This window comes from Streptomyces sp. NPDC031064 (genome assembly GCF_055570965.1).
Genome location: NZ_JBVIGF010000001.1, coordinates 444,124 through 466,927 on the forward strand (window position 1 = coordinate 444,124; position 22,804 = coordinate 466,927).

The window sequence follows — 22,804 nt, forward strand, 5'->3', positions numbered from 1 at the left end:
ATCTACTCCTTGTGGGCTTCGTCGTGTCGTTGCGGTTCCGGGTGTTCGGGGTGTCCCGGTCGTTCGGGGTGGTGCGCGTCCCGGGAGGCCGGGGGCATGGACTCGGCCAGGCCGATGCCGCGCCGGAAGGCCGCCATGAGGCCCGGGTCGTGCAGGGCTTCGTCGTCGGTCTTGCGCGGGGTGGGCGCGTCCCGGAGCTGCGGGACGAGGTGCTCCTGGGCGCGGCGCTTGGGCAGTTGGGGGCGGCCCGGGGTGCCGGGCGTCCCCGCCCCCGCCGCGGGGTTCGGCCGGTCCGGCCGTTCGCCGCGTACGGGAAGCGGCGCGTTGCCGCTGTGCTGGTGCGGGAGCATGGGCGGGGCGGTGGCCGCGTGGACGGGCTTGCGGTGCACGGGCTCGGGGACCGTGACCTCGCCGGGGATGCGCGGCGGGGGGCCGGAGGCCGGGTGGCCGGCCTCCAGGGCGGGCTCGTGGCCCGGCTGGTGCGTGGGCTCGTGGCCGGGCTCCTGGCCGGTTTCGTGGCCGGTTTCGTGGCCCGTCTGGAGCCTGGCCTGGCGTTCGGCCGGGGAGAGCCCGTCGGGGTCGGCGCCGAGCAGGCCCTGGGGCAGGACCAGTACGGCCTGGACGCCGCCGTAGATGTTGGACTGGAGGCGTACGGCGATGCCGTGCCTGCGGGCGAGCGCCGAGACGACGAACAGCCCGATCCGGCCGTCCTGGAGCAGGTGGGCCACATTCACCTGATCGGGGTCGGTGAGCAGGGCGTTCATCTTGTTCTGCTCGGTGACGGACATGCCCAGGCCCCGGTCCTCGACCTCGACGGCGAGCCCGGCCGTCACGTACTGCGCCCGCAGCAGCACCGGGGTATGCGGCGCGGAGAACAGCGTGGCGTTCTCGACGAGTTCGGCGAGGAGGTGGATGACGTCGGCGACCGCGTGGCCGCGCAGGGTGCCGTCGATCGGCGGTACGAGCTTGACCCGCGGGTAGTGCTCCACCTCCGCGATGGAGGAGCGCAGCACCTCCGTCATGGTGACCGGGTTGGACCACTGGCGGCGCGAGATCGCCCCGCCCAGTACGGCGAGGTTCTCGGCGTGCCGGCGGATGCGGGTGGCCAGGTGGTCGATGTGGAACAGGCCCTTGAGCAGCTCGGGGTCCTCGACCTCGTTCTCCAGCTCGTCGAGGAGCTGGATCTCACGGTGGACGAGGGACTGGAGGCGCCGGGCGAGGTTGACGAAGACCTCGACCTTCTGCTCGTTGCCGACGCTGCTGGACAGCCGGGACGCCTGCACGACGGTCGTCACCGCCACCTCGTGGGCACGGCTCAGCTCCTCGGTCAGGAGCTCGAACTCGTCGCCGCCCACGGAAGGCAGCGGCGAGCCCTGACGGGCGGGCGGGCGTTCCCCGCGGCGGAGCTGCTCGACCAGGGCTCGCAGCTCGTTCTGGCCGCGCGCGCTGCGCCGCCGCAGGGCGTCGCACCGGTCCAGTACGGCCGTGGCCACGCGGTTCGCGCCCAGCACGGCCGCGGCGACGGCGGCGACGGCGAGCGCCGTGGAGGCGGCGAGCGCGGCCCACAGGGTGGGCGACGGGCGGGCACCGGTGGATCGGATGGTGAACAGTACGGCGGCCGCCCCGCCGAGTGCGACCACGACGGCGGGCAGTACGGCGGCACGCAGGAGTTGGGGTCGTATGCGGACTTCAGGAGAGGGGGACGAGGAGCGCGACCTCCCGGTGTACGAGAGGGAACGGGCGCCTGGCCGGCCGTGCCGCCCGCCTTCACGGCGGTCCGGCCGCGCGGCGGGTGCGCGAAGTTGAGACATCAGCGTCCTTGGTACGTGGGGCCCCAGGAACAGGATTCGGCGTACTAAACGGATGTTCGACATCGGTGCCAGGGCGGGCACGGCATGCGTCGCATGAGCCCGCCGTTGATCACCGGCCACACACGGTAGTCGTCAACCCGGCATGTGCGATGCGCAGTTGACAAACTTGCCCGCCAAGCGTCCCGCTCTGGTATGAGGCCTCGTACGGCCGCCCGAAATTCCCTCCTGGCCGACACGCCGTGCCCCACACCCCGGCACCGTGCGCCGCACCGGGGGTCACCGCCCCGCTCCCGGTGGCCGCCGGGGCGGCCGCCCCGGCCTTCCCCACGCCACCGGCCGGGCCGCCGGCCCCCTCGTCGTAGGGCCTCGACGCTGTCCTGGACGCGGCCCTTGACAGCCCGCTTCCGCTACGAATCGGGCTCGCGCCGCGTCACGCCGCCCAGGCCCCGGCGGCGGCCCTCCTGGTCACGAGTGAGATCAGACTCCGGGCGACATACGTTCGAAGGGTCTATCGACGTGACGCCGTTCGGGGGACGGCGGTTGAACCGGGCATGAAGAAGCGCAGCATGCTCGCCGTCGCGTCCCTCGTCGTCGGAACGGCGATCGCCGCCCTCAGTCCCGCGCCACCGGCCGCCGCGGTGTCCGCCCCTGACGGCCCGTCGAACAGCGCGGACATCGTGGACTCCGCCGAGGCCCCGGAGGACGGCAGCGATGCGGCCACGGCGCACGCGTAGGCACGACGCGGTCGGCTGACGAGAGCGTTCGCGGGGGCGGGTCCGTCGTCGGCACCGAGGGCGAATGGCCACCGCCCTCGAACCCCCTTGACGACCGGGGATTGTCAGTGGCGACTGGCAGCATTGCGGTCATGAGCCACAACATCGCGTACTCGACCGCCGACAAGGCCGACGTCCTGGCCTACCTGGGCAGCAAGGGCGACCTCACGGCGGAGCAGCGGCGCCTGCTCGACGGGATGCGCAAGGACGCCCAAGCCCAGCAGGCCGACCTCGATCGCCAGGGGGTCGACTGGGGCCTGTCCGTCCCCGAGGCGCTCGACCACCTCATAGCCGGGCACACGGACTCGGAGGCGCGGTGTTCGGGCAACGCGTACCACGCCGCGCTTCAGCACATCATCGACCACAACGCCTCCGACCCCGCTCACCTGGGCACGTACTCCAGGCCCAGCACGTTCTTCGGCCTGGTCGACGAGGAGATGAGCCGCCTCGGCGTGCCCGCCGACCTCCTGCCCCACGGCTACCTCTACGGCGGGCTCCCCGACGACTTCCCCGATGTCCCGTACTCGATGGACGGCTACCCGGCGATCGGCCACCTTCCGCTGGCCAGGACGAAGTCCGCCGCGGACGCGTACCGCGCCGTCCTCGATCGCATGGACCAGGGCTTCCGGTACGACGTCCAGGAGCTCATCGACAAGCTCGACCAGGAACACCAGGCATGGGAGTACGCCACGAAGAACATCGACTGGTACAGCCAGGACACACTCTTCTTCAAGCTGACCTGAGGATGTCGCGTCGGGGTAAGTCCTCCGGGGCCCGAGACGTGGTGTTCGCAGCTCGTCGGCGTCTGCCGTGCGGGATCATGTGCTCCGTGTCGGCTTCGGTACTCCGGGCGGCCACGACCGGGCGGAGCCTGCTTCCTTGAGTGGGAGGACTGTTGAACGCCAGAGGGATGGGCCGGGCGGAGACCGGGACGACCACGGATACGGCGGACGCCGCCGGTACGGAGGTCCCGGGCGACCCGCCACCACGCGCGTCGGCGCTCTCCCGCCGCCGTTTCCTCGCGGGCGCCGGAACGGCGGCGGGAGCCGTGCTGGTGTCACCGGCGGCGGCCGCGGCCGTGGCGGCCCGGGACCAGGTCGTCTCCCTGCGGTACACCGCCGCCACCAACGGGGCGGCCGACATCGCGCCTTCCGGCGACCGGCTGATCGCCGAAGTGCAGCACGTCCTCTGGTCGTTGCCCCGCACGGGCGGTACCGCCGTCGCGCTCACCCCGGCGGCGCTGGAGCCCAACCGCCCCGTGTACTCCCCCGACGGCTCCCTGATCGCCTTCTGCGCGTACCGGGACGGGGCCTTCCACGTGTGGACCATGCGGCCCGACGGCTCGGACGTGCGCCGGCGCACCGACGGGCCGTGGGACGACCGGGGCCCCGCCTGGTCGCCGGACGGGACGCGGATCGCCTTCGCCTCCGAACGCGGCGGCGACCCCGTGACCGGCGCCCCGTACCGCATCCGGGTGCTGGACCTGCGCACCGGAGCGCTCACCGCCGTCAGCGGTCTGCCGGAGCAGGACGGTCCCCTTCAGGACGGGCGCTGGGAGGACTTCGACCCGGCCTGGTCGCCGGACGGCGAGCGGATCGTGTTCGTACGGGCGGCGTTGACGACCACTCCCTCGGGGACGTCCCTGGAGGCCCGGACCGTGGTGTCCGTACCGGCGGACGGCGGCGGGCCGGTGAGCGTCGTGCACGCCGAGACCGCCGCCGCCCAGGTGATGACCCCCGCCCTCTCGCCGGACGGGACGCGGCTCGCGTACCTGCGCGTCACCCCGGCACCCCACGGCGCGTGCACGCTGGTCGTGGACGGCGAGCCGGTGGCCGTAGCCGGGGACATCTCGCCCGTGCCACCCCGGTGGACCGCCTGGGGCGAGCTCCTGCTCACCGTGGACGGCCGGTTCACCCTCGTACGCCCCGAGGCGCCCGATGCCCCGGAGCCCATCCCCTTCGAGGCGACCCTGCCGGTCCGCCGGCCGCGCTACCGGCCCAAGCGGCACGACTTCGACGGCGGCCGGACGCGCCCGGTCCGGGGCATCCACCTGCCGGCGCTGGCGCCCGACGGACGCCGGATCGCCTTCGCCGCGCTGAACTCCCTCTGGCTGGCCGACACGACGGGCGGCCGTCCGCCGCGCCGGCTCGTACGGGCGGAGGCGACGCGGTACCTCCTCGGACCGGTGTGGGCGCCCGACGGAGAGTCGTTGGTGTACGCGGATGACAGCGACGGCCTGCTCGGGGTGCACCGCCACGACCTCGCCACGGGTACGCGCACGGCGCTGGCGACCGGCGGGCGGGTCCATCCGGCCCTCTCCCCCGACGGCGGCCGGCTCGCGTGCCTCGACCTGACCGGCCGCCTCGTCGTCAAGGACCTGGCCACGGGCACCGAGCGCGTGATCGCCACTCCGCTGGGCGGCGGCGGCCTGCCCGGTCGGCCCAGTTGGTCCCCGGACGGCCGCTTTCTCGCGCTGTGCGACCGCAACCGGCTGAACCAGCGGTTCCGCGAGGGCTACAACCTCGTCCGGGTCGTGGACACCGCGACCGGCGCGGCCCGGCTGCACGCCGTCGCGCCGCACACCTCGATCTCGGACCGGTACGGCTCCGGGCCCGTGTGGTCGCCGGACGGCCGCTGGATGGCGCTGATCGTGGAGTCCGCCCTGTGCCTGCTGCCGGTGACGGTGGACGGCCGCCCGGCGGGCCCCCCGCGTACGCTCTCCACCGAGCCGGCCGACCACCCCTCCTGGTCCGGCGACTCCCGCACGCTGTTGTACCTGTCCGGCACCCGGTTGCGGTTGACCGGCATCGACGGCCACGGCTCGCGCACCGTGCGCGTACCGCTGGACTACCGGCGGCCCGAGCCGGCCGACACGGTCGTGCACGCGGGCCGGTTCTGGGACGGCACGGGCGGCGACGCGTCGGTGCGGGAGGACGTGGACGTCGTCGTGCGCGGCGGGCGCGTCGCGGCGGTGGAACCGCACCGGCCGGGTCGTGCGAGGCCGGCGGCGCGGCGCGTGGACGCCACGGGCCGGACGGTGCTTCCCGGGTTGTGGGACGCGCACACCCACCCCTGGCAGTACACGTACGGCGGCCGCCAGACCGCCTGCCAATTGGCGTACGGCATCACGACCGCCGTGTCGCTCGGCGGGTTCGCCCACGAGCAGGCCCGCATCCGGGAGGCGGTCGACGCCGGGCAGTTGGCGGGCCCACGGCTGCTCGCCTGCGGCGAACTGCTGGACGGCTCCCGGGTGGCGTACAGCATGGGCAGGGCCCACCTCACGCGCGAGGGGCTGCGCCGGTCGCTGGAACGGGGCGCCGCGCTCGACTGGGACGTGGTCAAGACGTACGTCAGGGCCCCGGGCTGGGTGATGGAGGAGGCGGCGCGGTTCGCCCACGAGCGGCTCGGGGTGCGCGTGGGCAGCCACTTCTGCTCGCCCGGGATGCAGACGGGCCAGGACCTGACCACCCACCTGCAAGCCACCCAGCGCGGCGAGGCAGGGCACGCGGTGACCGCCGCCGGCCGGGCGTACCAGGACGTGCGGGAGCTCTACACCGCTCCCGGCGGCGGTTTCACCCTGATCGCCACACCGTTCACGGCGTCGTGGCTGATGGGCTCCGATCCCGCCCTCGCACGGGACGAACGGGTCACGTCGATCATGCCGCCGTGGGACTCCGCGCTCGTACGGGAGATGTCCGCCCAGCCGCCGAGCGACGCACGACTGGACACGCTGCGTACGGAGATCGAGGTGTACCGGCGCGTGCTGGCGTCCGGCGGCCTGGTCGCGCTGGGCACGGACGCCCCGATCGTCCCGGTCGGGCTGTCCCTGCACCTGAACCTGCGGGCACTCCACCTGGGCGGCCTCTCCCCCGCCGAGGCCCTCGGAACGGCGACCCTGCTCCCCGCGCGGGCGTTCGCCCTGGACCGCGACCTGGGCACGCTGGAGGTGGGCAAGGTCGCGGACCTGACGGTGGTGGACGGCGATCCCTTCACGGACTTCGACTCGCTGGTCCGCACGGTCTCGGTGCTCAAGGCCGGGGTGCCCCACGAGACGGCCGCCCTCGTCCGGGCGTTCCAGCCACCGGCCGACCGGCGAGGGGCGCGGGAGTGGCTGGACGTCGGCCGCGCCATGCGCCAGGACGGCTGCTGCTCGCCCGCGCAGGAAGGTGCCGCGCCTTGACGCCTGAACCTCCCCCCGCGCCGGCGCCCGGCCGGTTCGCCGCGCCCGTGGACGTCCACCTGATCCTGTGCCGCACCGGCGCCCGTGGCCGGGAGGTCCTGCTGTCCCGCCGCGCCGGTCCGGTGTACGCCAGTGGGCTGCTCCACCTGCCCTCCGGGCACGTCGACGGCCCGCACGAGGACGTCGTCGACGCCGTGGTGCGCGAGGCCCGGGAGGAGACCGGCGTAGTGATCGACCGGGCCGACGTACGCGCCGCGGTCACCGTCCACCACCGCAGCCCGGGCGGAGGCGCCCGCGTCGGCTTCTTCCTCGAAGCCGTGCGCTGGCGCGGGACGCCCACGATCCGCGAACCGCACCTGTGCGGCGAGATGACCTGGGCACCGCTCGCGGCGCTGCCGGACGACATGGTGGCGTACTGCCGCGCCGGTCTGGACGCCTACGTTCGAGGGGCCCGTACGGCGACGCACTTCCAGTACCCGGGCGATCCGATCGCCTACGACGCGAGCACCGACCGCCTCCGCATCGTGCCCGCACCCCCGGAACAGGCCGTCGGGCCGCTGGACGCCGTCCGTGACACGCCATGAGCGCCACCGTTTTCGGCTCCGTCTCGCCGGCCGGAAAAAATGTCGGCCGGCGATGTCGAGAACCCGCGTCCGGCTCCGTCCCCGCCATGAACGCGACCACAATGGGTCGCACCAGCACCGAGGAGACAGACGATGGCCAAGTACCTGCTGCTCAAGCACTACCGCGGCGCTCCCGCCCCGGTCAACGACGTGCCCATGGACCAGTGGACGCCGGAGGAGATCTCGGCGCACATGCAGTACATGAACGACTTCGCGGCCCGGCTGGAGAAGACCGGCGAGTTCGTCGACGGTCAGGCGCTCGCCCCTGAGGGGGCGTGGGTCCGGTACGACGGTGAGGGGCGCCCGCCGGTCACGGACGGCCCGTTCGCCGAGACCAAGGACCTCATCGCTGGCTGGATGGTGATCGACGTCGACAGTTACGAGCGCGCCGTCGAGCTGGCCGGGGAGCTGTCGGCCGCCCCCGGGGCGGGCGGGAAGCCGATCCACGAGTGGCTCGAAGTGCGCCCGTTCCTGACCGCGCCGCCCACCATCACGGAGTGACCTCGTCGATGAACGAGGCCCTGCTCAGGAGCCTCACTCCGAGCGTGCTCGCCATCCTCGTCCGCCGCGGAGCCGACTTCGCGGCGGCCGAGGACGCCGTGCAGGACGCGCTGGTCGAGGCGGTCCGCGTCTGGCCCGCGGACATGCCGCGGGAGCCGAAGGGCTGGCTGGTCACCGTGGCCTGGCGCAAGTTCCTCGACCAGGCCCGGGCGGACGCGGCCCGCCGACGTCGTGAGGACCTCGTCGAGGAGCAGCCGGCGCCCGGGCCCGCGCCCTCGGTGGACGACACGCTCCAGCTCTACTTCCTGTGCGCCCACCCGTCACTGACGCCGTCCTCCGCGGTCGCGCTCACGCTGCGCGCCGTCGGCGGGCTCACCACCCGCCAGATCGCCCAGGCCTACCTGGTGCCCGAGGCGACCATGGCGCAGCGGATCAGCCGGGCCAAGCGCACCGTCTCGGGCGTCAGGTTCGACGAGCCCGGCGACGTCGCCACCGTGCTGCGCGTGCTCTACCTGGTCTTCAACGAGGGCTACTCCGGTGACGTCGACCTGGCGGCCGAGGCCATCCGGCTCACCCGGCAGCTCGCGGCCGCGATCGACCACCCCGAGGTGGCGGGGCTGCTCGCCCTCATGCTGCTCCACCACGCCCGGCGCGCCGCCCGTACCGCGCCCGACGGCAGCCTGGTGCCGCTCGCCGAGCAGGACCGCAGTCGGTGGGACACCGAGCTGATCGCCGAGGGCGTCGAGATCCTCCAGGCGGCCCTCGCCCGCGACCGGCTCGGCGAGTTCCAGGCCCAGGCAGCCATCGCGGCACTCCACGCCGACGCGCCCACCGTCGAGGAGACCGACTGGGTGCAGATCGTCGAGTGGTACGACGAGCTCGTGCGCCTGACCGACAGCCCGGTCGTCCGGCTCAACCGCGCGGTGGCTGTCGGCGAGGCCGACGGACCGCGCGCCGGGCTGGCCGCGCTCGCGGAGCTGGACGCCTCCTCCCGGAGCGCTTCGGGCAGGGGGCACCCGGGGCACCCCGTCCCCCGGCACGCCGCGGTGGCGGCGTACCTCCACGAGCGCGACGGCGACCTGGGGACGGCGGCCCGGCTGTACGCCGAGGCGGCCCGGAACGCACCCAACCTCGCGGAGCGCGACCACCTGACGCGTCAGGCTGCCCGGCTCAACGCCCTCCGACGTGGCTGACGGGTTCGCGCTCCGGACAAGCGCGTCCTCCTCGGCCGCTCCACTCCGGCGGGCCTACAGTTCGGCGTCGCCCCATTCCTGGACGACCACCTCGTCGCCGACCGAGAGTTTGCCCGGCCGTACGACGGAGAATTTCGTGCCGAACACCACGCCGCCCTGAGCGGATCGGCGGTAGGTGGCGAGGGTGCGCAGGGGCTCCGGGCCCTGCCGGGAGCCGGCTTCCTGCTGGACGAGGGTGACGGCGCAGCGGATCGCGAGTTTGGTGTAACCCAGCTCGGCTTCGCCGATGGCGAGGCGGCGTGCGCGGTCCTCGGTGTGCGGTTCGGCGGCCCAGTCTTCGCCGTCGCTGTCGTGGCCGGCGCGGGTGTCGACGACGATGTTGGGGCGGAAGCGGTTCATGGGCAGGGGTGGGGCGCCGCGCTCGGCCATCCGCCGGTTGAGGAGGGCGAGGGAGGAGCGGGACAGCAGGTGCACCGCGCTGCTGTCGGCGTAGGCGGAGGGGCCGGGGGTCAGGCCGTCGGCGATCCGGTCGTGTTCCGGGGGGACGCGGACCAGGCGGCTGGGGGTGCCGAGGACCTCCGAGATCCAGGTGGCGGCGTCGTCGCCCTGGTCGATGCCCTGGAAGGCGGCGCCGAACAGGTCGACGTCGCGGCGCGGTGCGGACGTGGTCACGTCGAGGTGCACGGTGCCGTGGCGGGCTGCCGGGTCGGCCGAGTCGAGGGTGAGCCGGGTGCCGTCGGAGCTGACGGTGGGCCGGATGAGGGCGAGGCGCGGGTGACGGCGCTGGGTGCGGTAGATCCCGTCCTCGCTGATGACCATGAAGGTGCGGTCGTGGGCGAGGCCGGCCGGGGTGAGGAGCGCGTCGCTCATCGACGTGCCGGCGCATCCCTTGACGGGGTAGCAGATCAGATCCACGACGTCGGCCATGTGCCGCCTCCTTCGATCGACGACCAGGCTAGAACATCAGTCCGAGGTGAGCAGCCGCCAGGTGGTGAGTGCGAGCGTGGCTCGTACCAACCCGGCCGGTTCGGTGAGTTCGACGCCCAGCGCCTTGGCGATCTGTTCGAGCCGGCGGGCCACGCTGCTGTGGTGAAGGTGGAGGAGGTCGGCGGCCCGGCGCAGGGAGCCGGTGGCGCAGTAGGCGTCCAGGGTCTCCAGGTCTTCCGGGTCGCCCGCGATCCGGGCGATCGCGGCCACGTCGGCGTTGTCTCGCGCGGTGTCCCCGGGCACCTGGGCGAGCAGTGGATCAGGGCACCGACCCGGTCCAGTGGAAGATCCGCGTGTACGGCGACGACGCGGACCGGCAGGCCGGCGGGAAAGCCCAGGAGCCGCAGGGTGCGGGCTCTGGCCGCCTCGGGCCCTCGGGGAGGTCGCAGCCCCACCCCCTCGACGACGCGCTTTCGACGCTGTACGAGCGAGCGACGTGCGGCACGGGCTCGGGCTCGGCCACCGGCACCGGCACAGACACCGGCGCCGGCTGGTCTCGGCCCTCGGACGGGCTCAAGACCAGCCTGCCGCAGCGAAGGCCGGCTACTTCCTGAATCCGTGGTCCAGGAGCTTGGCCGCGTCCGCGTTGCGGTTGGCCTCCGAAGAGGAGGCCAGGACCGTGCCGATCACCGTCTTGCCGTTACGGGTGGCGGCGAAGACCAGGCAGTACTTGGCCTCCGGACCGGAGCCGGTCTTGACGCCGACGGCTCCCCGATATGTGCCGAGCAGCTTGTTCGTGTTGCTCCATTTCATATCGCGGTAACCGCCGTTCTTCGTCGTCACCCTCTGCTTCGTCGACTTCGTCTTGACGATGGCGCGGAATGTCGGGTTCTTCATCGCCTGGTTCGCGAGCCTGGTCAGATCCCGCGGCGTTGAGTAGTTCTTGCCGTTGCCGATGCCGTCGAAGGAGTCGAAGTGGGTGTTCTTCAGCCCCAGGTTGGTGGCCGCGGCGTTCATCTTCCCGACGAACGACTTGACGCGGGCCTGCCGGGTGGAGCCGGTGCCGTAGGTGTCGGCCAGGGCGTACGCGGCGTCGCACCCGGAGGGCAGCATCAGCCCGTACAGGAGCTGACGGACGGTCACTTTGTCACCCACGATGAGCCGTGCCGACGAGGCGGTCTTGGCCACGATGTAGTCGCTGTACGCCATCTGGACGGTGACCTTCGCGTCCAGGTCGAGGTTCTTCTGCGCGAGGACCACATGGGCGGTCATGATCTTGGCCGTCGATCCGGTGGGAAGGCGACGGTCGGCCGCCTTCCCGTACAGGGCGGCCCCGGTACCGGCGTTCATCACGAAGCCACCCTTGGCAGCGATCGACGGTCCCCGTGCCGGGGCCGCGGCCGCCTGGGCCGGGGCAAGGGCCGCCCCGGCCGCCAGCGTGGCGCAGGTGATGACGTGTACCGCCCCCAAGCGGCTGAAGGTCCTGCTGTTCACAGTCGAAGCTCCCGTACATGCAGCCGCGGTGGCGCTGCTCGAATGAACCGCTACCGGCAAGACACACCGGCCGCCCCCAGGGATGCACACCGTCCGTCGGAAGCCCTCGAAAGAGTGACGACGGCCGGGCCGGCACAGCCGGGGGCGGCGGGAAATCGCGTGGCGCGGTGAGCGGCGAAGGCGGAGACTCGTCGCATGACTGACATGGGGGCGTTCCGGCAGGCGGTCATCGCGTGGGCGGCCGGTGGCCCCGGCGACCCCGCGCGCGAGCTGGCCGCGCGACTGCCCGTCCGGGCGGCGGTCCTGCTCGAAGGTCCGAGCGACGTCGCGGCGGTCGACGCGCTGGCCGCGAGCCGTGGCCGCGACCTGGCGGCCGAAGGCGTCTGCGTCCTGCCGATCGGCGGTGCGATGAGCGTCGGGCGCTTCGCCGAACTCCTCGGGCCACCCGGCCTGGGCCTCCACCTCACGGGACTGTGCGACGAGAGGGAGCGCCGTTACTACGCCCGCGCCCTGGAGCGGGCCGGTGCCGCCCAGCAGGGCTTCTTCGTCTGCGCGGCGGATCTGGAGGACGAGCTGATCCGCGCGCTGGGCGTGAGACGGGTGGAGGAGCTCATCCGGGCGGAGGGCGACGTGCGCCCTCTGCGGACCTTCCTGCGCCAGCCCGCACAGCAGGGGCGCACCTCACAGCAGCAGTTGCGGCGCTTCTTCGGTACGAAGAAGGGGCGCAAGATCCACTACGGCCGCGTTCTCGTCGAGGCCCTCGCCCCCGACCGCGTACCCGCCCCACTCGACAGCCTGCTGACCAGCCTGCGACCGGCGGACGACGTCAACCTCGGGTGACGTGCTCCAGGGCAGCCCGGCCGGCGTCAGCGGTCGCCCGCGAAGTCGAGATCGCCGCTCCGGGGCTCGGCCGAAGACAAGTCGGCGATCTTCGGGCCGCGCCACGGGCGCGTGATGGGGTGGGACACCGCACGCCACCAGGGGGCCGTGGGGAGCTTGCCGGTGGGCTCGAAGGGCTCCCCGGGCCGTGGGCAGGCCACCGCCTGGCCGGCCGCCTCGGCCGCGTCCCTGGTCCACTCCCCCGGCTCGGCCCATGCGTGCGGGGCGAGGTTGAAAGTCCCCCAGTGGATCGGCAGGAGGACGCCGTGCGGCTTGCCTCCCTGGAGGTCGAGGTGGGCCCGTACGCCCTCGTCCGGGGTCATGTGGATGTCCGGCCAGTACTCGCTGTACGCGCCGATCTGGATCATCGTGGCGTCGAACGGGCCGTGTTCGGCACCGATGTCCCGGAAGCCGTCGAAGTAGCCGGTGTCGCCGCTGTGGTAGACGCGGTGCTCGGGCCCGGCGACGGACCAGGACGCCCACAGGGTGTGCTGCTGGTTGCGCAGGCCGCGGCCGCAGAAGTGCCGGGCCGGGGTGGCGGTCAGGCGGAGGCCGCCGACCTGTGTCGACTCGTTCCAGTCCAGTTCGCGCACCCGGGAGGCGGGCACGCCCCAGTGCTCCAGGTGGGCGCCGATGCCGAGGGGCACGGCGAAGAGCGTGTCCGTGGTGGCGAGGGCGCGGACGGAGGGGAGGTCGAGGTGGTCGTAGTGGTCGTGGGAGATGACGACGACGTCGACCGGCCCGAGCGCGGCGAGCGGCACCGGGGCGGGGTGCAGCCGCTTGGGTCCGGCGAAGGGGAAGGGCGAGCAGCGCTCCCCCCACACCGGGTCGAACAGGACCCGGTGGCCGTCGATCTCGGCGAGCACGCTGGAGTGGCCCATCCAGGTCAGCCGCAGTCCGGTGACGGGGGGCCGGGCCAGGTCGGCGACGGTGGTGGCGTGCACGGGTATGGGCCCCGCCGGGGCCCGGCGCGCCCGTGACTCCTTCGCGAAGTAGATCTTCGCGAACTCCACGGTGGAGCCGGAGGGTCTGTGCCTCGTCCCCACCGGGTTGCGGAACACGCCGTCCACGAAGTTCGGCGAGCGGCGGATCCGCTCCATCCGCTCGCCGCCGGGGTCCGCGCCGAAGGCGGCGGGGCGCAGGGAACGCATTCGGGAAAGCAGCGGGTGCGGGGAGCCGACGCCGGTCACGGAACCTCCAGGGGTGAGGGTCCCCCCATTATGGGCGGACGGTACGACAGCGCGGGATCACGCCCGCTGGAGCGCGATGTCACACCGGGCGGCCCGGCGTCCGTCATGACGGTGAAGGCACGTTCACCACCTCAGGAGGCACACCATGGCCCGCGTCTCGCTCACCCCACCGCGCACGCTCCTCTTCCGCGCCGTCGAGTGGTACGCGAAGCGTACGTACGGGAAGGCCCTCGACCCCGTCCTCGCCGTCGGGCACAACGGGCGCGTGCTGCGCACGACGCTGCGGTTCGAGATGGCCGTCGCCAGGTGGAACAAGCTCGACCCGCACCTCAAGGCGCTGGCCGAGCTGGCCTCGGCCGCCTCCATCGGGTGCAGTTGGTGCATGGACTTCGGGTACTGGGAGAGCACCCGGCGCGGCGTGGACGCGCGCAAGCTGCGCGACCTGCCGGTGTGGCGCGACAGCGACGCGTACACCGCGCTGGAGCGCGATGTCCTGGAGTACGCCGAGGCGATGACCGCCAATCCGCCGATCGTCGGCGACGAGCTCGCGGAGCGGCTGCGCAAGGCGCTCGGCGAGCCGGCGTTCGTGGAGCTGACCGCGATGGTGGCGCTGGAGAACATGCGCTCCCGCATGAACTCCGCGCTGGGGCTGACCAGCCAGGGTTTCAAGGACCACTGCGAGCTGCGGACCCATTGACGCCCGCCCAGCCCGTTGACGGCCGAAGGTCCGGCGTGCCGCCGTACCGGGGCCTAGTGTGGCGGCGTGGGCAGAGTGCGGTTGAGCGTGGCCGAGCGGCGGGAGGAGCTGCTGCGGGCCGCCGTCGAGCAGATCGAGGCGCGGGGTTTGGCAGCGGTGCGGATCGCCGATGTGGCGTCCGCGCTGGGGGTGAGCAACGCGCTGGTGCTGTACCACTTCTCGACCAAGGAGAAGCTCGTCGCCGCCGCGTTCGCGTACGCCGCCGAGGGCGATCTCGCGCATCTGCGCCGGCTGCTCGGCCGCCGGACGACGGCGGCCCGCCGGCTGCGGGCGGCCGTGCACTGGTACGCGCCGACGGGCCGGGCCAAGGGCTGGCGCCTGTGGATCGAGGGCTGGGCCGCGGCCCTGCGCGAGCCCGCGCTGCGGGAGGTCGCCCAGGACCTGGACCGGCAGTGGAAGGCGGCGATTGCCGAGGTGATCGCGGAGGGCGCGGCGGCGGGCGAGTTCCGCTGCCCGGACCCCGCGGCGGCCGCCTGGCGGCTGACCGCGTTCCTGGACGGCCTCGCCGTGCAGATGACGGCGTACGCGGCGACGTACTCCCGCGCCGCCATGCTCGCCTGGGCCGACGAGGCCCTCGCCCGCGAACTCGGCCACCCGGACGGCACTCCCGGCGCTCCCGCATCACGCGGTACGCCAGCCGAGCCGGGCGTGCGCGACCGGCCCGCCGAGCGCCCCCTGCTGCCCGGCCCTCACGGCACGCCCACCACGCCCGGCACCTGACCGCCCGGCCCCCGGACGCCTCGTCGCCTCGCCCGTCCTCGGGCGCGCGGCCCGCCTGAAGGGCCCGCCTGAACGACCGGCACGGGAGGACACCCGCCCGGGTGCGGCGGTCCTAGAGGGGGAGCAGGTCCGGGCGCTTGGCCGTGACGTGGTCGCCGGAGGACTCGCCGCGCAGGCGGCGGCCGATCCAGGGGACCAGGTATTCGCGGGCCCAGTTGATGTCGTCGCGGCGCAGTTCGAGGGGCCCGCGCGGCGGTAGCGGCGGCCAGGGCTGGTCCGGGTCGGCGGGGACCTCAACGCCCAGGACCTGGCCGGCCCGGAGCGCGACACGCGTGTGGCCCTCGGGCGACAGGTGCAGCCGGTCGTCGTCCCAAGCGCGCCTGTCCTGCACGGTCTTGAGGGACCACAGGTCCAGCACCGGGCAGCCGTAGCGGTCCGCGACGGCGCGCACGTGCCCGTTGTACGTGGCGATCTTGCCGCGCAGGTGGCGCAGCACCGGCACGCCCCGGGTGTCGAACCCGGTGGTGACCAGGACCGTGCCGACCGCGGACGTCAGGTCGGCGACGGCCCGTTCGAAGCGCTCGGCGACGTCGTCCGGGTCGCTGCCCGGCCGGATGATGTCGTTGCCGCCGGCGCAGAAGGTCACCAGGTCCGGGGCGAGTTCCTTGGCCCGCGGGACCTGCTCCTCCACGATCTGGTCCAGGAGGCGCCCCCGTACGGCGAGGTTGGCGTACCGGAAGTCCTCGGGCTCCGGGAGCCGGTCGGCGAGCAGCACCGCGAGGCGGTCCGCCCAGCCGACGAAGGTTCCGCCGGGCCCAGGGTCTCCGACGCCCTCGGTGAAGCTGTCACCGATCGCCGCGTACGACCCGAATACGTCACTGTCTCTGAATGTCGAATCGTCTGCCACGGGAGCACATCTTTCACCCGGGGATGTGACCTACGCGACCGTAAGGAGGGGTTGACGGGGGGTGATGTTTACCACCGGTCAAGATTCACCCAAGCCCGGAATACGCCCGGAACGCGACTCCGCCCGGCACCGGGAGGCGGTGCCGGGCGGAGCGCCGTTCAGGAAACGGAGGCGTCAGATGGCGACGCCGTGCTGGCGGAGGTACGCCAGCGGGTCGATGTCCGAGCCGTAGCCGGGGCTGGTCCGGACCTCCATGTGGAGGTGCGGGCCGGAGGAGTTGCCGGTGGAGCCGACCAGGCCGATCTCCTGGCCCCCGCTCACGGTCTGGCCGGACGAGACGGAGAGGGAGGACATGTGGGCGTACTGCGAGTAGTTGCCGTCGGCGTGCTGGATGACGACCTCGTTGCCGTACGCGCCGCTCCAGCCGGCCGAGACGACGGTGCCGGCGCCGATGGCCTTGACGCTGGTGCCGGAGGGGGCCGCGAAGTCGACACCGGTGTGGTAGCCGGAGGACCACATGGAGCCGGAGGCGCGGTACGGCGTGGAGACACCGGCGGAGACCGGGGCGGTGAAGCCCGAGGCCGCCGGGGCCTCGGCCTTGGCGGCGGAGCGCGAGGCGCGGCTCTCGGTGCGGGTGTCGTCGGCCTTCGGCTTCGCCGGGGCGGCCTTCTCGGCCGGGGCGGCCGTGGACTTGGCGCCGAGCGTGAGCTTCATGCCCGGGAGGATCAGCGACGGGTCCTCGCCGATGACCTGGCGGTTGTCCTGGTATAGCTTCTGCCAGCCGCCCTTGACGTTCTTGTTGCGGGCGATCTTGGAGAGGTAGTCGCCGGCGACCACGGTGTACGTGCGCGGCGCGGCCTTCTTCGCCGGGGCGGCGGCCTCGGGGGCGGCCTGGGCGGCGGTGACGGCCTGCTGCGGAGCGGTGGCCGGGGCGGCGGCCGGGGCCGCGGCGTGCGCGCCGGTGGCACCGAACAGCGGCAGGGCGATGGCGGCGCCACCCGTACCGGCGGCGACGAAACCACGCGTAATGGAGCTGGACTTGGGACGGCGGTGCTTACCCTTCGCGGGCATGGCGAATTCCTCTCCGGCGCCTGCGAGGTGAGCTGTCGGGTTCGGACTGGAGTTGTCCGGCCGCGCCGTGGACGCGACTTCACCCCGAGCCGGTCCCGGAATTCCGGGGTCGGCGTACTACCTGGGTCCCCCGCTCCTGCCACGCGTGGGTGGGTGCGAATTCCGACCGGTGGCAGGATTCGGCGGTCCGGCCGGATTGCCGTGACCGTAAGCGAGCCGGGTCGGAGTGAACAAGCCGCCGCATTCCCGTCCGCATTCTCCGTGGTGCGGCCGCCATGGAATTCCGGTCACCCTCCGTGGATTGCGGATCATGAATTCCCGTTGTGCGCACGGAGTTTATGAACGGCATCCCGCCACGGACGGTCACGGTTATGACGCTGCTCACGTGGCCGCACCCATCTCCCTTGCTACCAGGGCACGTTATATCCAATGCCCTAATACGGACAGAAGTGCTATTTCTTGGCGAGTGCGACGAGAAGCACTAATCCTCCCCTCGGGGCCGGCACCTCCCGGATGCCACACCCGAACACGACCAGACCGGGGCAAAATACTTGAAGCAGGCATCTCGCCATGCCGGGTACCGAGCGTGACAAGGGGCAACGGATGTGCGACGTGCACGGAGATTGATCGTCCGACGTACCGATGTCGTATCGTCGGACCGCGACATCGTCGGCGGCCGACGCCGACCGCAGACACGTCAGGAGCCCCCGTGACGCAGCCGCTGCCGCAGGTCCCGTCGATCGAGCCCGAGCTGACCGGGGTGCGCAACTTCCGCGACGTCGGCGGGCTCCCGACCGTGGACGGCCGACGGGTGCAGCACGGCAGGCTCTACCGCAGCGGGCACCTGGCGCACGCGACCGGCGAGGACGCCGCCTTCCTCGCGGGGCTCGGCCTGCACACGATCTTCGACTTCCGCAACGCCGCGGACCAGAAGCTGGAAGGCCCGGACGTCGAGCTGCCCGGCGTACGGAACGTGAACATCCCGCTGTCCGACCCGGCCGACGGCGCCGAGTTCTGGACCATGGTCCGTGACGGCGACCTCGACCAGCTCCGGTCGATACTGGCCGACGGCAAGGCGGCGGCCCGGATGACGGCCTCGTACCGCGTGATCATCAAGGAGCGCACCGCCGAGCACAGCCGGGTCCTCCACGCGCTCGCCGAGGACAGCGTCCCGGCCCTGATGCACTGCGCGGCCGGCAAGGACCGGGCGGGGCTGTCCATAGCCGTGTCCCTCCTGGCCGTCGGCGTCGAGCGGGAGGCCATCGAGGAGGACTACCTCAAGTCCAACGACCCGAGCCGCCGGTACCGGGTGCACCGCAGCGACAACTCCCCGGCCGGTATGTCGCCCCAGGTCATGGAGCTCCTCAGCCCGCTCTTCGAAGCCCGCCTGGAGTACCTGTCGGCGGCCTTCTCGACGATCGAGGAGACCTGGGGCTCGACCGAGCGCTACCTGACCGAGGGGCTGAAGCTCTCCCCCGAGACCCGCGAGCGGCTGCGCGAGCGCCTCCTCGACCAGGGCTGAGCCCTCATTCCGCCCCCAGGGCGAACAGCAGGTAGAGGAACGCGGCAAAGAGGTGGCCCGCCACCAGATAGGCGAAGAGCCGGACGACGAGTCCTAGCGGGAACGTCCGTTCCTGGGACATGGCGGATCTCTCCGATCGGGTCAGCGACGGTGGGCGTCCGCGCCGAGGCACAAATCGGCCGCGGCGCTCTGCATGAGGGTGTGGACGAACAGCAGCTCCGCCCCGCCGCGCGTGGCGGCACCGATCCGGTGCGGGGTGAGCGAGTCGAAGTGGGCGCTGTCCCCGGGGTCGAGGACGTGCACGGCCTCCCCGAGGGCGAGCCGCACCCGGCCGCCGAGGACGTACAGCCACTCCTCCCCCGGATGTACGCGCACGAGGTCGCCCTGGGTGGCGTACGGGACCTGGACGCGCAGCGCCTGCATGGCGCGACCGGGGCCGCCGGCCTGGTGGTAGACCCAGCCGTCCGCCCCGGCCGGCTCGGCCCGGCCGCCCCGGACGATCGGGTCGCGCTCCGGCGGCACCTCGCCCAGCAGCTCGGAAACGGTCGTACCGTAGACGCGGGCGAGACCGAGCAGCATGGGCAGCGACGGCTGGCGGCGGCCGGTCTCCAGCCGGGACAGGTGGGCCGGCGAGAGTCCGGCGCGGCGGGCGGCGGCCTCCAGGGTCAGCCCCCGGCGCCGCCGCAGCACCCGGAGCTGGGGCGCGACGTCCGGCAGCGCGCCGGGTGCCGCGGTGCCCGACGGCGCCTCGGAGGAAGTGCTCATGCCTCCATTGCGCCAGCGTCTTCCCTCTCGGGCAAATTTCTTGCCTCAGAGGCAAAAGGCAGGGGCCGGGAGCTCAGCGGTTGGCGATCGCCTGCTTCACCAGCGTCCGGCCGAAGTCCCAGATCAGACCGCCACCACTGTGCGCCTCGTCCATGACGGCGGTGAACGCCTCCACGAACCGGTCCACCTCCCGCTCCCCGATGATCAGCGGCGGGATCAGCTTGATCACCTCCAGCCGGTCGCCCGAGACCTGGGTGAGGATGCGGTGCCGTTGCAGCAGCGGCACCACGACCATCTGGGCGAACAGACCCTTGCGGGCGGCCTGGAGCATCGTCCAGCGGCTGCGCAGCCCGAGCGAGGACGGGCGGCCGAATTCGAGCCCGATCATCAGGCCCCGGCCGCGCACCTCGTGGAGCATCTCGTAGCGGTCGACGAGCGCGGTGAGCCGGGACCTCAGCAGCTCACCGGTCCGCCGGGCGTTCGCCACGATCTCCTCGTCGTCCAGGACGGACAGGACGGCCAGCCCCGCCGCCATGGCCTGGGCGTTCGCCCCGAAGCTGGCCGAGTGGACGAGCACCCGGTCCAGTGACGAGTAGACCTTCTTGAAGATCCAGTCGGTACCGAGGGTGGCCCCGACCGGCACGTAGCCGCCGGAGAGCGCCTTGGCGACGCACACCAGGTCCGGCTCGACGCCGTCCTCGTGCTGGTAGCCGTAGAAGGTGCCGGTGCGGCCGAGGCCGGTCTGGACCTCGTCGGCGATCAGCAGCGCCTTGTGCCGGTGGAGCAGGTCCTGTGCGGCGCGCAGGAAGCCGGGCGGCGTCTCGTGGACACCCTTGCCCTGGATGGGCTCGACGATGAAGGCGGCCACGTCGCCCCGCTTCAGCTCCCGCTCCAGCGCGGCCAGGTCGCCGAGCTCGATGGCGGTGTCGGGCAGGAGCGGGTCGAAGCCGTCGCGGAAGCAGCTCTCCCCGTTGACCGAGAGGGAGCCGGCGGTCAGCCCGTGGAAGGCGTGCGCGCAGTACAGGACGCGGGGCCTGCCGGTGGCGTACCGGGCGAACTTCAGCGCGGTCTCCACCGCCTCGGTACCGCTGTTGGAGAAGAACGCGCGGTCCAGGTGCGGCGAGTACGCCAAGAGCTTCTCGGCCAGCAGCCCCGGCAGGGGCGGGCAGTCGAAGCGGGTGAGGTCGGGGAGTTCGGCGTCGAGGACGTCGTGCAGGGCCTTGCGGACGACGGGGTGGTGCCGGCCCAGGCCCATGACGCCGAAGCCGGCGAGCATGTCGAGGTAGTCGTTGCCGTCGGCGTCCCAGAAGTAGGCGCCCTCGGCACGCTCGTAGACCTTGTCGAAGCCGATCGTGTGGAGCATGCGCGGCAACGTGGGGTTGAGGTGGCGGGCGTGCAGGTCGTAGCCCTCGCCGCGGCGGTCGGCGAGCAGTGCCGCCAGATCGAACTTCTTGCTCATGCTTCGTTCTCCTTGCCTGCCGACGTGCGTGCCAGCGCCGCGCTGACGCGTCCCGCGATCTCCACCGGGGTGAGCCCGATGTCGGCCAGCACCTCGCCGCGCTTGGCGTGTGCCAGGAACTGTTCCGGGATGCCGAAGGTCCGCAGCGGTACGTCCACCCCGGCGTCCCGCAGCGCCTGTCCGATCGCCCACCCGGTGCCGCCGCTGCGGCTGTTGTCCTCGACGACGGCGACCAGCCGGTGCGCGGCGGCCAGCGGGGCGAGCTGCTCGTCGACCGGCTTGACCCAGCGCGGGTCGACGACCGTGCAGCGGACGCCGCGCTCCGCGAGCAGCCCGGCCGCGCCGAGGCAGACGGGCGCCATGACCCCGACGGCCACGAGCAGCACGTCCGGGCCGGCGTCGTCCGGTCCGGTGACCGGGCCGGTGTCCGGCCGGTGCAGGACGTCCATGCCGCCGATCCGGCCGACGGCGGGCACCGCGGGGCCCACCGGCTCCTTCGGGAAGCGCAGCACGGTGGGCGCGTCGTCCACGTCGACCGCCTCGCGGAGCTGGGCGCGCAGCTCGTCGGCGTCGCGCGGGGCGGCGATCCGCAGCCCGGGCACGACCTGGAGCACGGACAGGTCCCACACGCCGTTGTGCGAGGGGCCGTCCACGCCGGTCACACCCGCCCGGTCCAGGACGAAGGTGACGCCGCACCGGTGCAGGGCCACGTCCATCAGGAGCTGGTCGAAGGCGCGGTTGAGGAAGGTGGCGTAGACGGCGACGACCGGGTGCAGGCCGCCGGTCGCGAGCCCGGCCGCGCAGACGGCGGCGTGCTGCTCGGCGATGCCGACGTCCCACACGCGGTCGGGGAACCGTTCGGCGAACCTCGTCAGTCCGACCGGGTGCAGCATCGCGGCCGTGAGGGCCACGACGTCCGGCCGCTCGGCGCCGATCTCGGTGATGGCGTCGCCGAACACGGACGTCCAGGACGGCCCGGCGGCCGGCGCGAGCGGCGCGCAGGTCAGCGGGTCCATGGCACCGACGGCGTGGAACCGGTCGGCCTCGTCCTCCAGGGCGGGCCCGTAGCCGTGGCCCTTCTGGGTCAGGCAGTGGACGAGCACGGGGCCGTGGAAGCGTCTGGCGCGGCGCAGTGCCGTTTCCACGGCCGCGACGTCGTGCCCGTCGATGGGGCCGACGTACTTCAGGCCGAGGTCCTCGAACATGCCCTGCGGGGCGATGAAGTCCTTGAAGCCCTTCTTGGCGCCGTGCAGCGACCCGTACAGCGGCGGCCCGATGACGGGCGTGTTGCGGAGGACGTCCTTGCCCCAGGAGAGGAAGCGCTCGTAGCCGTCGGTGGTACGGAGGGTGGAGAGGTGACCGGCGAGGCCGCCGATCGTCGGGGCGTAGGAGCGCTCGTTGTCGTTGACGACGACGATCAGCGGCCGGTCCTTGGCGGCGGCGATGTTGTTGAGCGCCTCCCACGCCATGCCGCCGGTGAGCGCGCCGTCGCCGATGACGGCGACGACGTGGTCGGCGCGCCCGCGCAGGTCGCGTGCCTTGGCCAGGCCGTCGGCCCAGCCCAGCACGGTGGAGGCGTGGGAGTTCTCGATGACGTCGTGCTCGGACTCCTCGCGGGAGGGATAGCCGGACAGGCCGCCCTTCCCGCGCAGCTTGGAGAAGTCCTGCCGGCCGGTGAGCAGTTTGTGCACGTAGCTCTGGTGGCCGGTGTCCCAGAGGATGCGGTCGACGGGCGAGTCGAAGACCCGGTGCAGGGCGATGGTGAGCTCCACGACGCCCAGGTTGGGGCCGAGGTGGCCGCCGGTCCGCGCCACGGCGTGGATGAGGAACTCGCGGATCTCCTCGGCCAGTTCGTCGAGCTGTGCGCTGTCAAGCGCCTTGAGGTCGCGCGGCCCTCGGATGGTCTCGAGAATCGTCACGGCTCGGGCCCCTCTCTGCTGCGGTCGGCTCGGCTTGGCTCGGGTCGGCTCGGCTCGGCTTGGCTCGCTTCGCTTGCTTCGGCCCGGCCCGGCCCGGTGCCGGGGCGGCGGGC

21 protein-coding genes and 1 riboswitch are annotated in these 22,804 nt (G+C 72.9%); of the genes, 10 read left to right on the forward strand and 11 right to left on the reverse strand.

Translation table 11 applies throughout. From position 1 onward, the window contains the following. Positions 1-2: 2 nt before the first annotated feature. On the reverse strand, positions 3-1,640 hold the full coding sequence (locus ACZ46W_RS01840) for a sensor histidine kinase (protein WP_468329726.1): 1,638 nt from the start codon (positions 1,638-1,640) through the stop codon (positions 3-5). Between the two features lie 722 nt (positions 1,641-2,362). Here ACZ46W_RS01840 and ACZ46W_RS01845 point away from each other — a divergent pair. The 6 genes from ACZ46W_RS01845 (at position 2,363) to ACZ46W_RS01870 (ending at position 9,081) form a co-directional block, all read left to right on the forward strand. After that, complete coding sequence (locus tag ACZ46W_RS01845) at positions 2,363-2,545, forward strand: hypothetical protein (protein WP_468329729.1); 183 nt, start codon at positions 2,363-2,365, stop codon at positions 2,543-2,545. A 131-nt stretch (positions 2,546-2,676) separates the two neighbouring features. Then, positions 2,677-3,327 carry a DUF7691 family protein gene (locus ACZ46W_RS01850; protein WP_468329732.1) on the forward strand — a complete coding sequence of 217 codons (651 nt, stop codon included), beginning with the start codon at positions 2,677-2,679 and terminating at the stop codon, positions 3,325-3,327. 167 nt (positions 3,328-3,494) lie between these two features. Beyond that, positions 3,495-6,764: an amidohydrolase family protein gene (locus ACZ46W_RS01855; RefSeq protein WP_468332356.1), complete on the forward strand. Its 3,270-nt coding sequence runs from the start codon at positions 3,495-3,497 to the stop codon at positions 6,762-6,764. Next, on the forward strand, positions 6,761-7,348 hold the full coding sequence (locus ACZ46W_RS01860; protein WP_468329735.1) for an NUDIX hydrolase: 588 nt from the start codon (positions 6,761-6,763) through the stop codon (positions 7,346-7,348). The genes ACZ46W_RS01855 and ACZ46W_RS01860 overlap by 4 nt, the downstream gene beginning before the upstream one ends. Positions 7,349-7,480: 132 nt before the next feature. Next, entirely contained in the window at positions 7,481-7,888 is a 408-nt protein-coding gene (locus ACZ46W_RS01865) for a YciI family protein (protein ID WP_468329737.1), read from the forward strand. 8 nt (positions 7,889-7,896) lie between these two features. Further along, complete coding sequence (locus ACZ46W_RS01870; RefSeq protein WP_468332359.1) at positions 7,897-9,081, forward strand: RNA polymerase sigma factor; 1,185 nt, start codon at positions 7,897-7,899, stop codon at positions 9,079-9,081. A gap of 54 nt (positions 9,082-9,135) precedes the next feature. On the opposite strand, the gene ACZ46W_RS01875 is transcribed toward ACZ46W_RS01870, so the two are convergent. From ACZ46W_RS01875 to ACZ46W_RS01885, 3 genes are all read right to left on the reverse strand, one after another. Continuing rightward, complete coding sequence (locus ACZ46W_RS01875; RefSeq protein WP_468329740.1) at positions 9,136-10,008, reverse strand: MOSC domain-containing protein; 873 nt, start codon at positions 10,006-10,008, stop codon at positions 9,136-9,138. Between the two features lie 36 nt (positions 10,009-10,044). After that, positions 10,045-10,311 (reverse strand): helix-turn-helix domain-containing protein, encoded by a 267-nt coding sequence (locus ACZ46W_RS01880; protein ID WP_468329743.1) that lies wholly within the window; start codon positions 10,309-10,311, stop codon positions 10,045-10,047. Positions 10,312-10,611: 300 nt separating this feature from the next. Then, complete coding sequence (locus ACZ46W_RS01885) at positions 10,612-11,478, reverse strand: D-alanyl-D-alanine carboxypeptidase family protein (RefSeq protein ID WP_468332362.1); 867 nt, start codon at positions 11,476-11,478, stop codon at positions 10,612-10,614. Positions 11,479-11,697: 219 nt separating this feature from the next. Between ACZ46W_RS01885 and ACZ46W_RS01890 the strand changes: the two genes are divergently transcribed. Then, positions 11,698-12,342: a TOPRIM nucleotidyl transferase/hydrolase domain-containing protein gene (locus ACZ46W_RS01890; protein WP_468329746.1), complete on the forward strand. Its 645-nt coding sequence runs from the start codon at positions 11,698-11,700 to the stop codon at positions 12,340-12,342. 26 nt (positions 12,343-12,368) lie between these two features. Here the strand turns inward: ACZ46W_RS01890 and ACZ46W_RS01895 are convergent, their stop codons facing one another. Beyond that, positions 12,369-13,532, reverse strand: coding sequence for an MBL fold metallo-hydrolase (locus ACZ46W_RS01895; protein ID WP_468329749.1), 1,164 nt, complete (start codon positions 13,530-13,532; stop codon positions 12,369-12,371). Between the two features lie 184 nt (positions 13,533-13,716). Here ACZ46W_RS01895 and ACZ46W_RS01900 point away from each other — a divergent pair, with 184 nt between their 5' ends. Both ACZ46W_RS01900 and ACZ46W_RS01905 read left to right on the forward strand, forming a co-directional pair. Beyond that, a complete protein-coding gene (locus tag ACZ46W_RS01900) occupies positions 13,717-14,268 on the forward strand; it encodes a carboxymuconolactone decarboxylase family protein (protein WP_468329752.1) in 552 nt (183 codons plus the stop codon). A 66-nt stretch (positions 14,269-14,334) separates the two neighbouring features. Next, entirely contained in the window at positions 14,335-15,048 is a 714-nt protein-coding gene (locus ACZ46W_RS01905) for a TetR/AcrR family transcriptional regulator (RefSeq protein ID WP_468329755.1), read from the forward strand. A 112-nt stretch (positions 15,049-15,160) separates the two neighbouring features. Here ACZ46W_RS01905 and ACZ46W_RS01910 read toward each other — a convergent pair whose 3' ends face one another. Next, positions 15,161-15,955 carry an SGNH/GDSL hydrolase family protein gene (locus tag ACZ46W_RS01910; RefSeq protein WP_468329758.1) on the reverse strand — a complete coding sequence of 265 codons (795 nt, stop codon included), beginning with the start codon at positions 15,953-15,955 and terminating at the stop codon, positions 15,161-15,163. A 174-nt stretch (positions 15,956-16,129) separates the two neighbouring features. Further along, positions 16,130-17,026 carry a M23 family metallopeptidase gene (locus tag ACZ46W_RS01915; protein WP_468329761.1) on the reverse strand — a complete coding sequence of 299 codons (897 nt, stop codon included), beginning with the start codon at positions 17,024-17,026 and terminating at the stop codon, positions 16,130-16,132. A 4-nt stretch (positions 17,027-17,030) separates the two neighbouring features. Continuing rightward, positions 17,031-17,188, reverse strand: a riboswitch (cyclic di-AMP (ydaO/yuaA leader). Positions 17,189-17,735: 547 nt separating this feature from the next. On the opposite strand from ACZ46W_RS01915, the gene ACZ46W_RS01920 reads away from it, so the two are divergent. Continuing rightward, positions 17,736-18,548, forward strand: a complete 813-nt coding sequence (locus ACZ46W_RS01920) for a tyrosine-protein phosphatase (protein WP_468329764.1) — start codon at positions 17,736-17,738, stop codon at positions 18,546-18,548. A 4-nt stretch (positions 18,549-18,552) separates the two neighbouring features. On the opposite strand, the gene ACZ46W_RS01925 is transcribed toward ACZ46W_RS01920, so the two are convergent. The 4 genes from ACZ46W_RS01925 to dxs all read right to left on the reverse strand — a co-directional run bounded on the left by ACZ46W_RS01925 (position 18,553) and on the right by dxs (position 22,691). After that, on the reverse strand, positions 18,553-18,669 hold the full coding sequence (locus ACZ46W_RS01925; RefSeq protein ID WP_468329767.1) for a DUF6126 family protein: 117 nt from the start codon (positions 18,667-18,669) through the stop codon (positions 18,553-18,555). Between the two features lie 20 nt (positions 18,670-18,689). Then, complete coding sequence (locus ACZ46W_RS01930) at positions 18,690-19,313, reverse strand: helix-turn-helix domain-containing protein (protein WP_468329770.1); 624 nt, start codon at positions 19,311-19,313, stop codon at positions 18,690-18,692. Between the two features lie 73 nt (positions 19,314-19,386). Next, positions 19,387-20,772 carry an aspartate aminotransferase family protein gene (locus ACZ46W_RS01935; protein ID WP_468329773.1) on the reverse strand — a complete coding sequence of 462 codons (1,386 nt, stop codon included), beginning with the start codon at positions 20,770-20,772 and terminating at the stop codon, positions 19,387-19,389. Continuing rightward, the gene (dxs, locus tag ACZ46W_RS01940) at positions 20,769-22,691 is read right to left on the reverse strand and encodes a 1-deoxy-D-xylulose-5-phosphate synthase (protein WP_468329776.1); all 1,923 of its coding nucleotides are present in this window, start codon (positions 22,689-22,691) and stop codon (positions 20,769-20,771) included. Before dxs ends, ACZ46W_RS01935 begins: the two co-directional genes overlap by 4 nt. Positions 22,692-22,804: the final 113 nt, after the last annotated feature.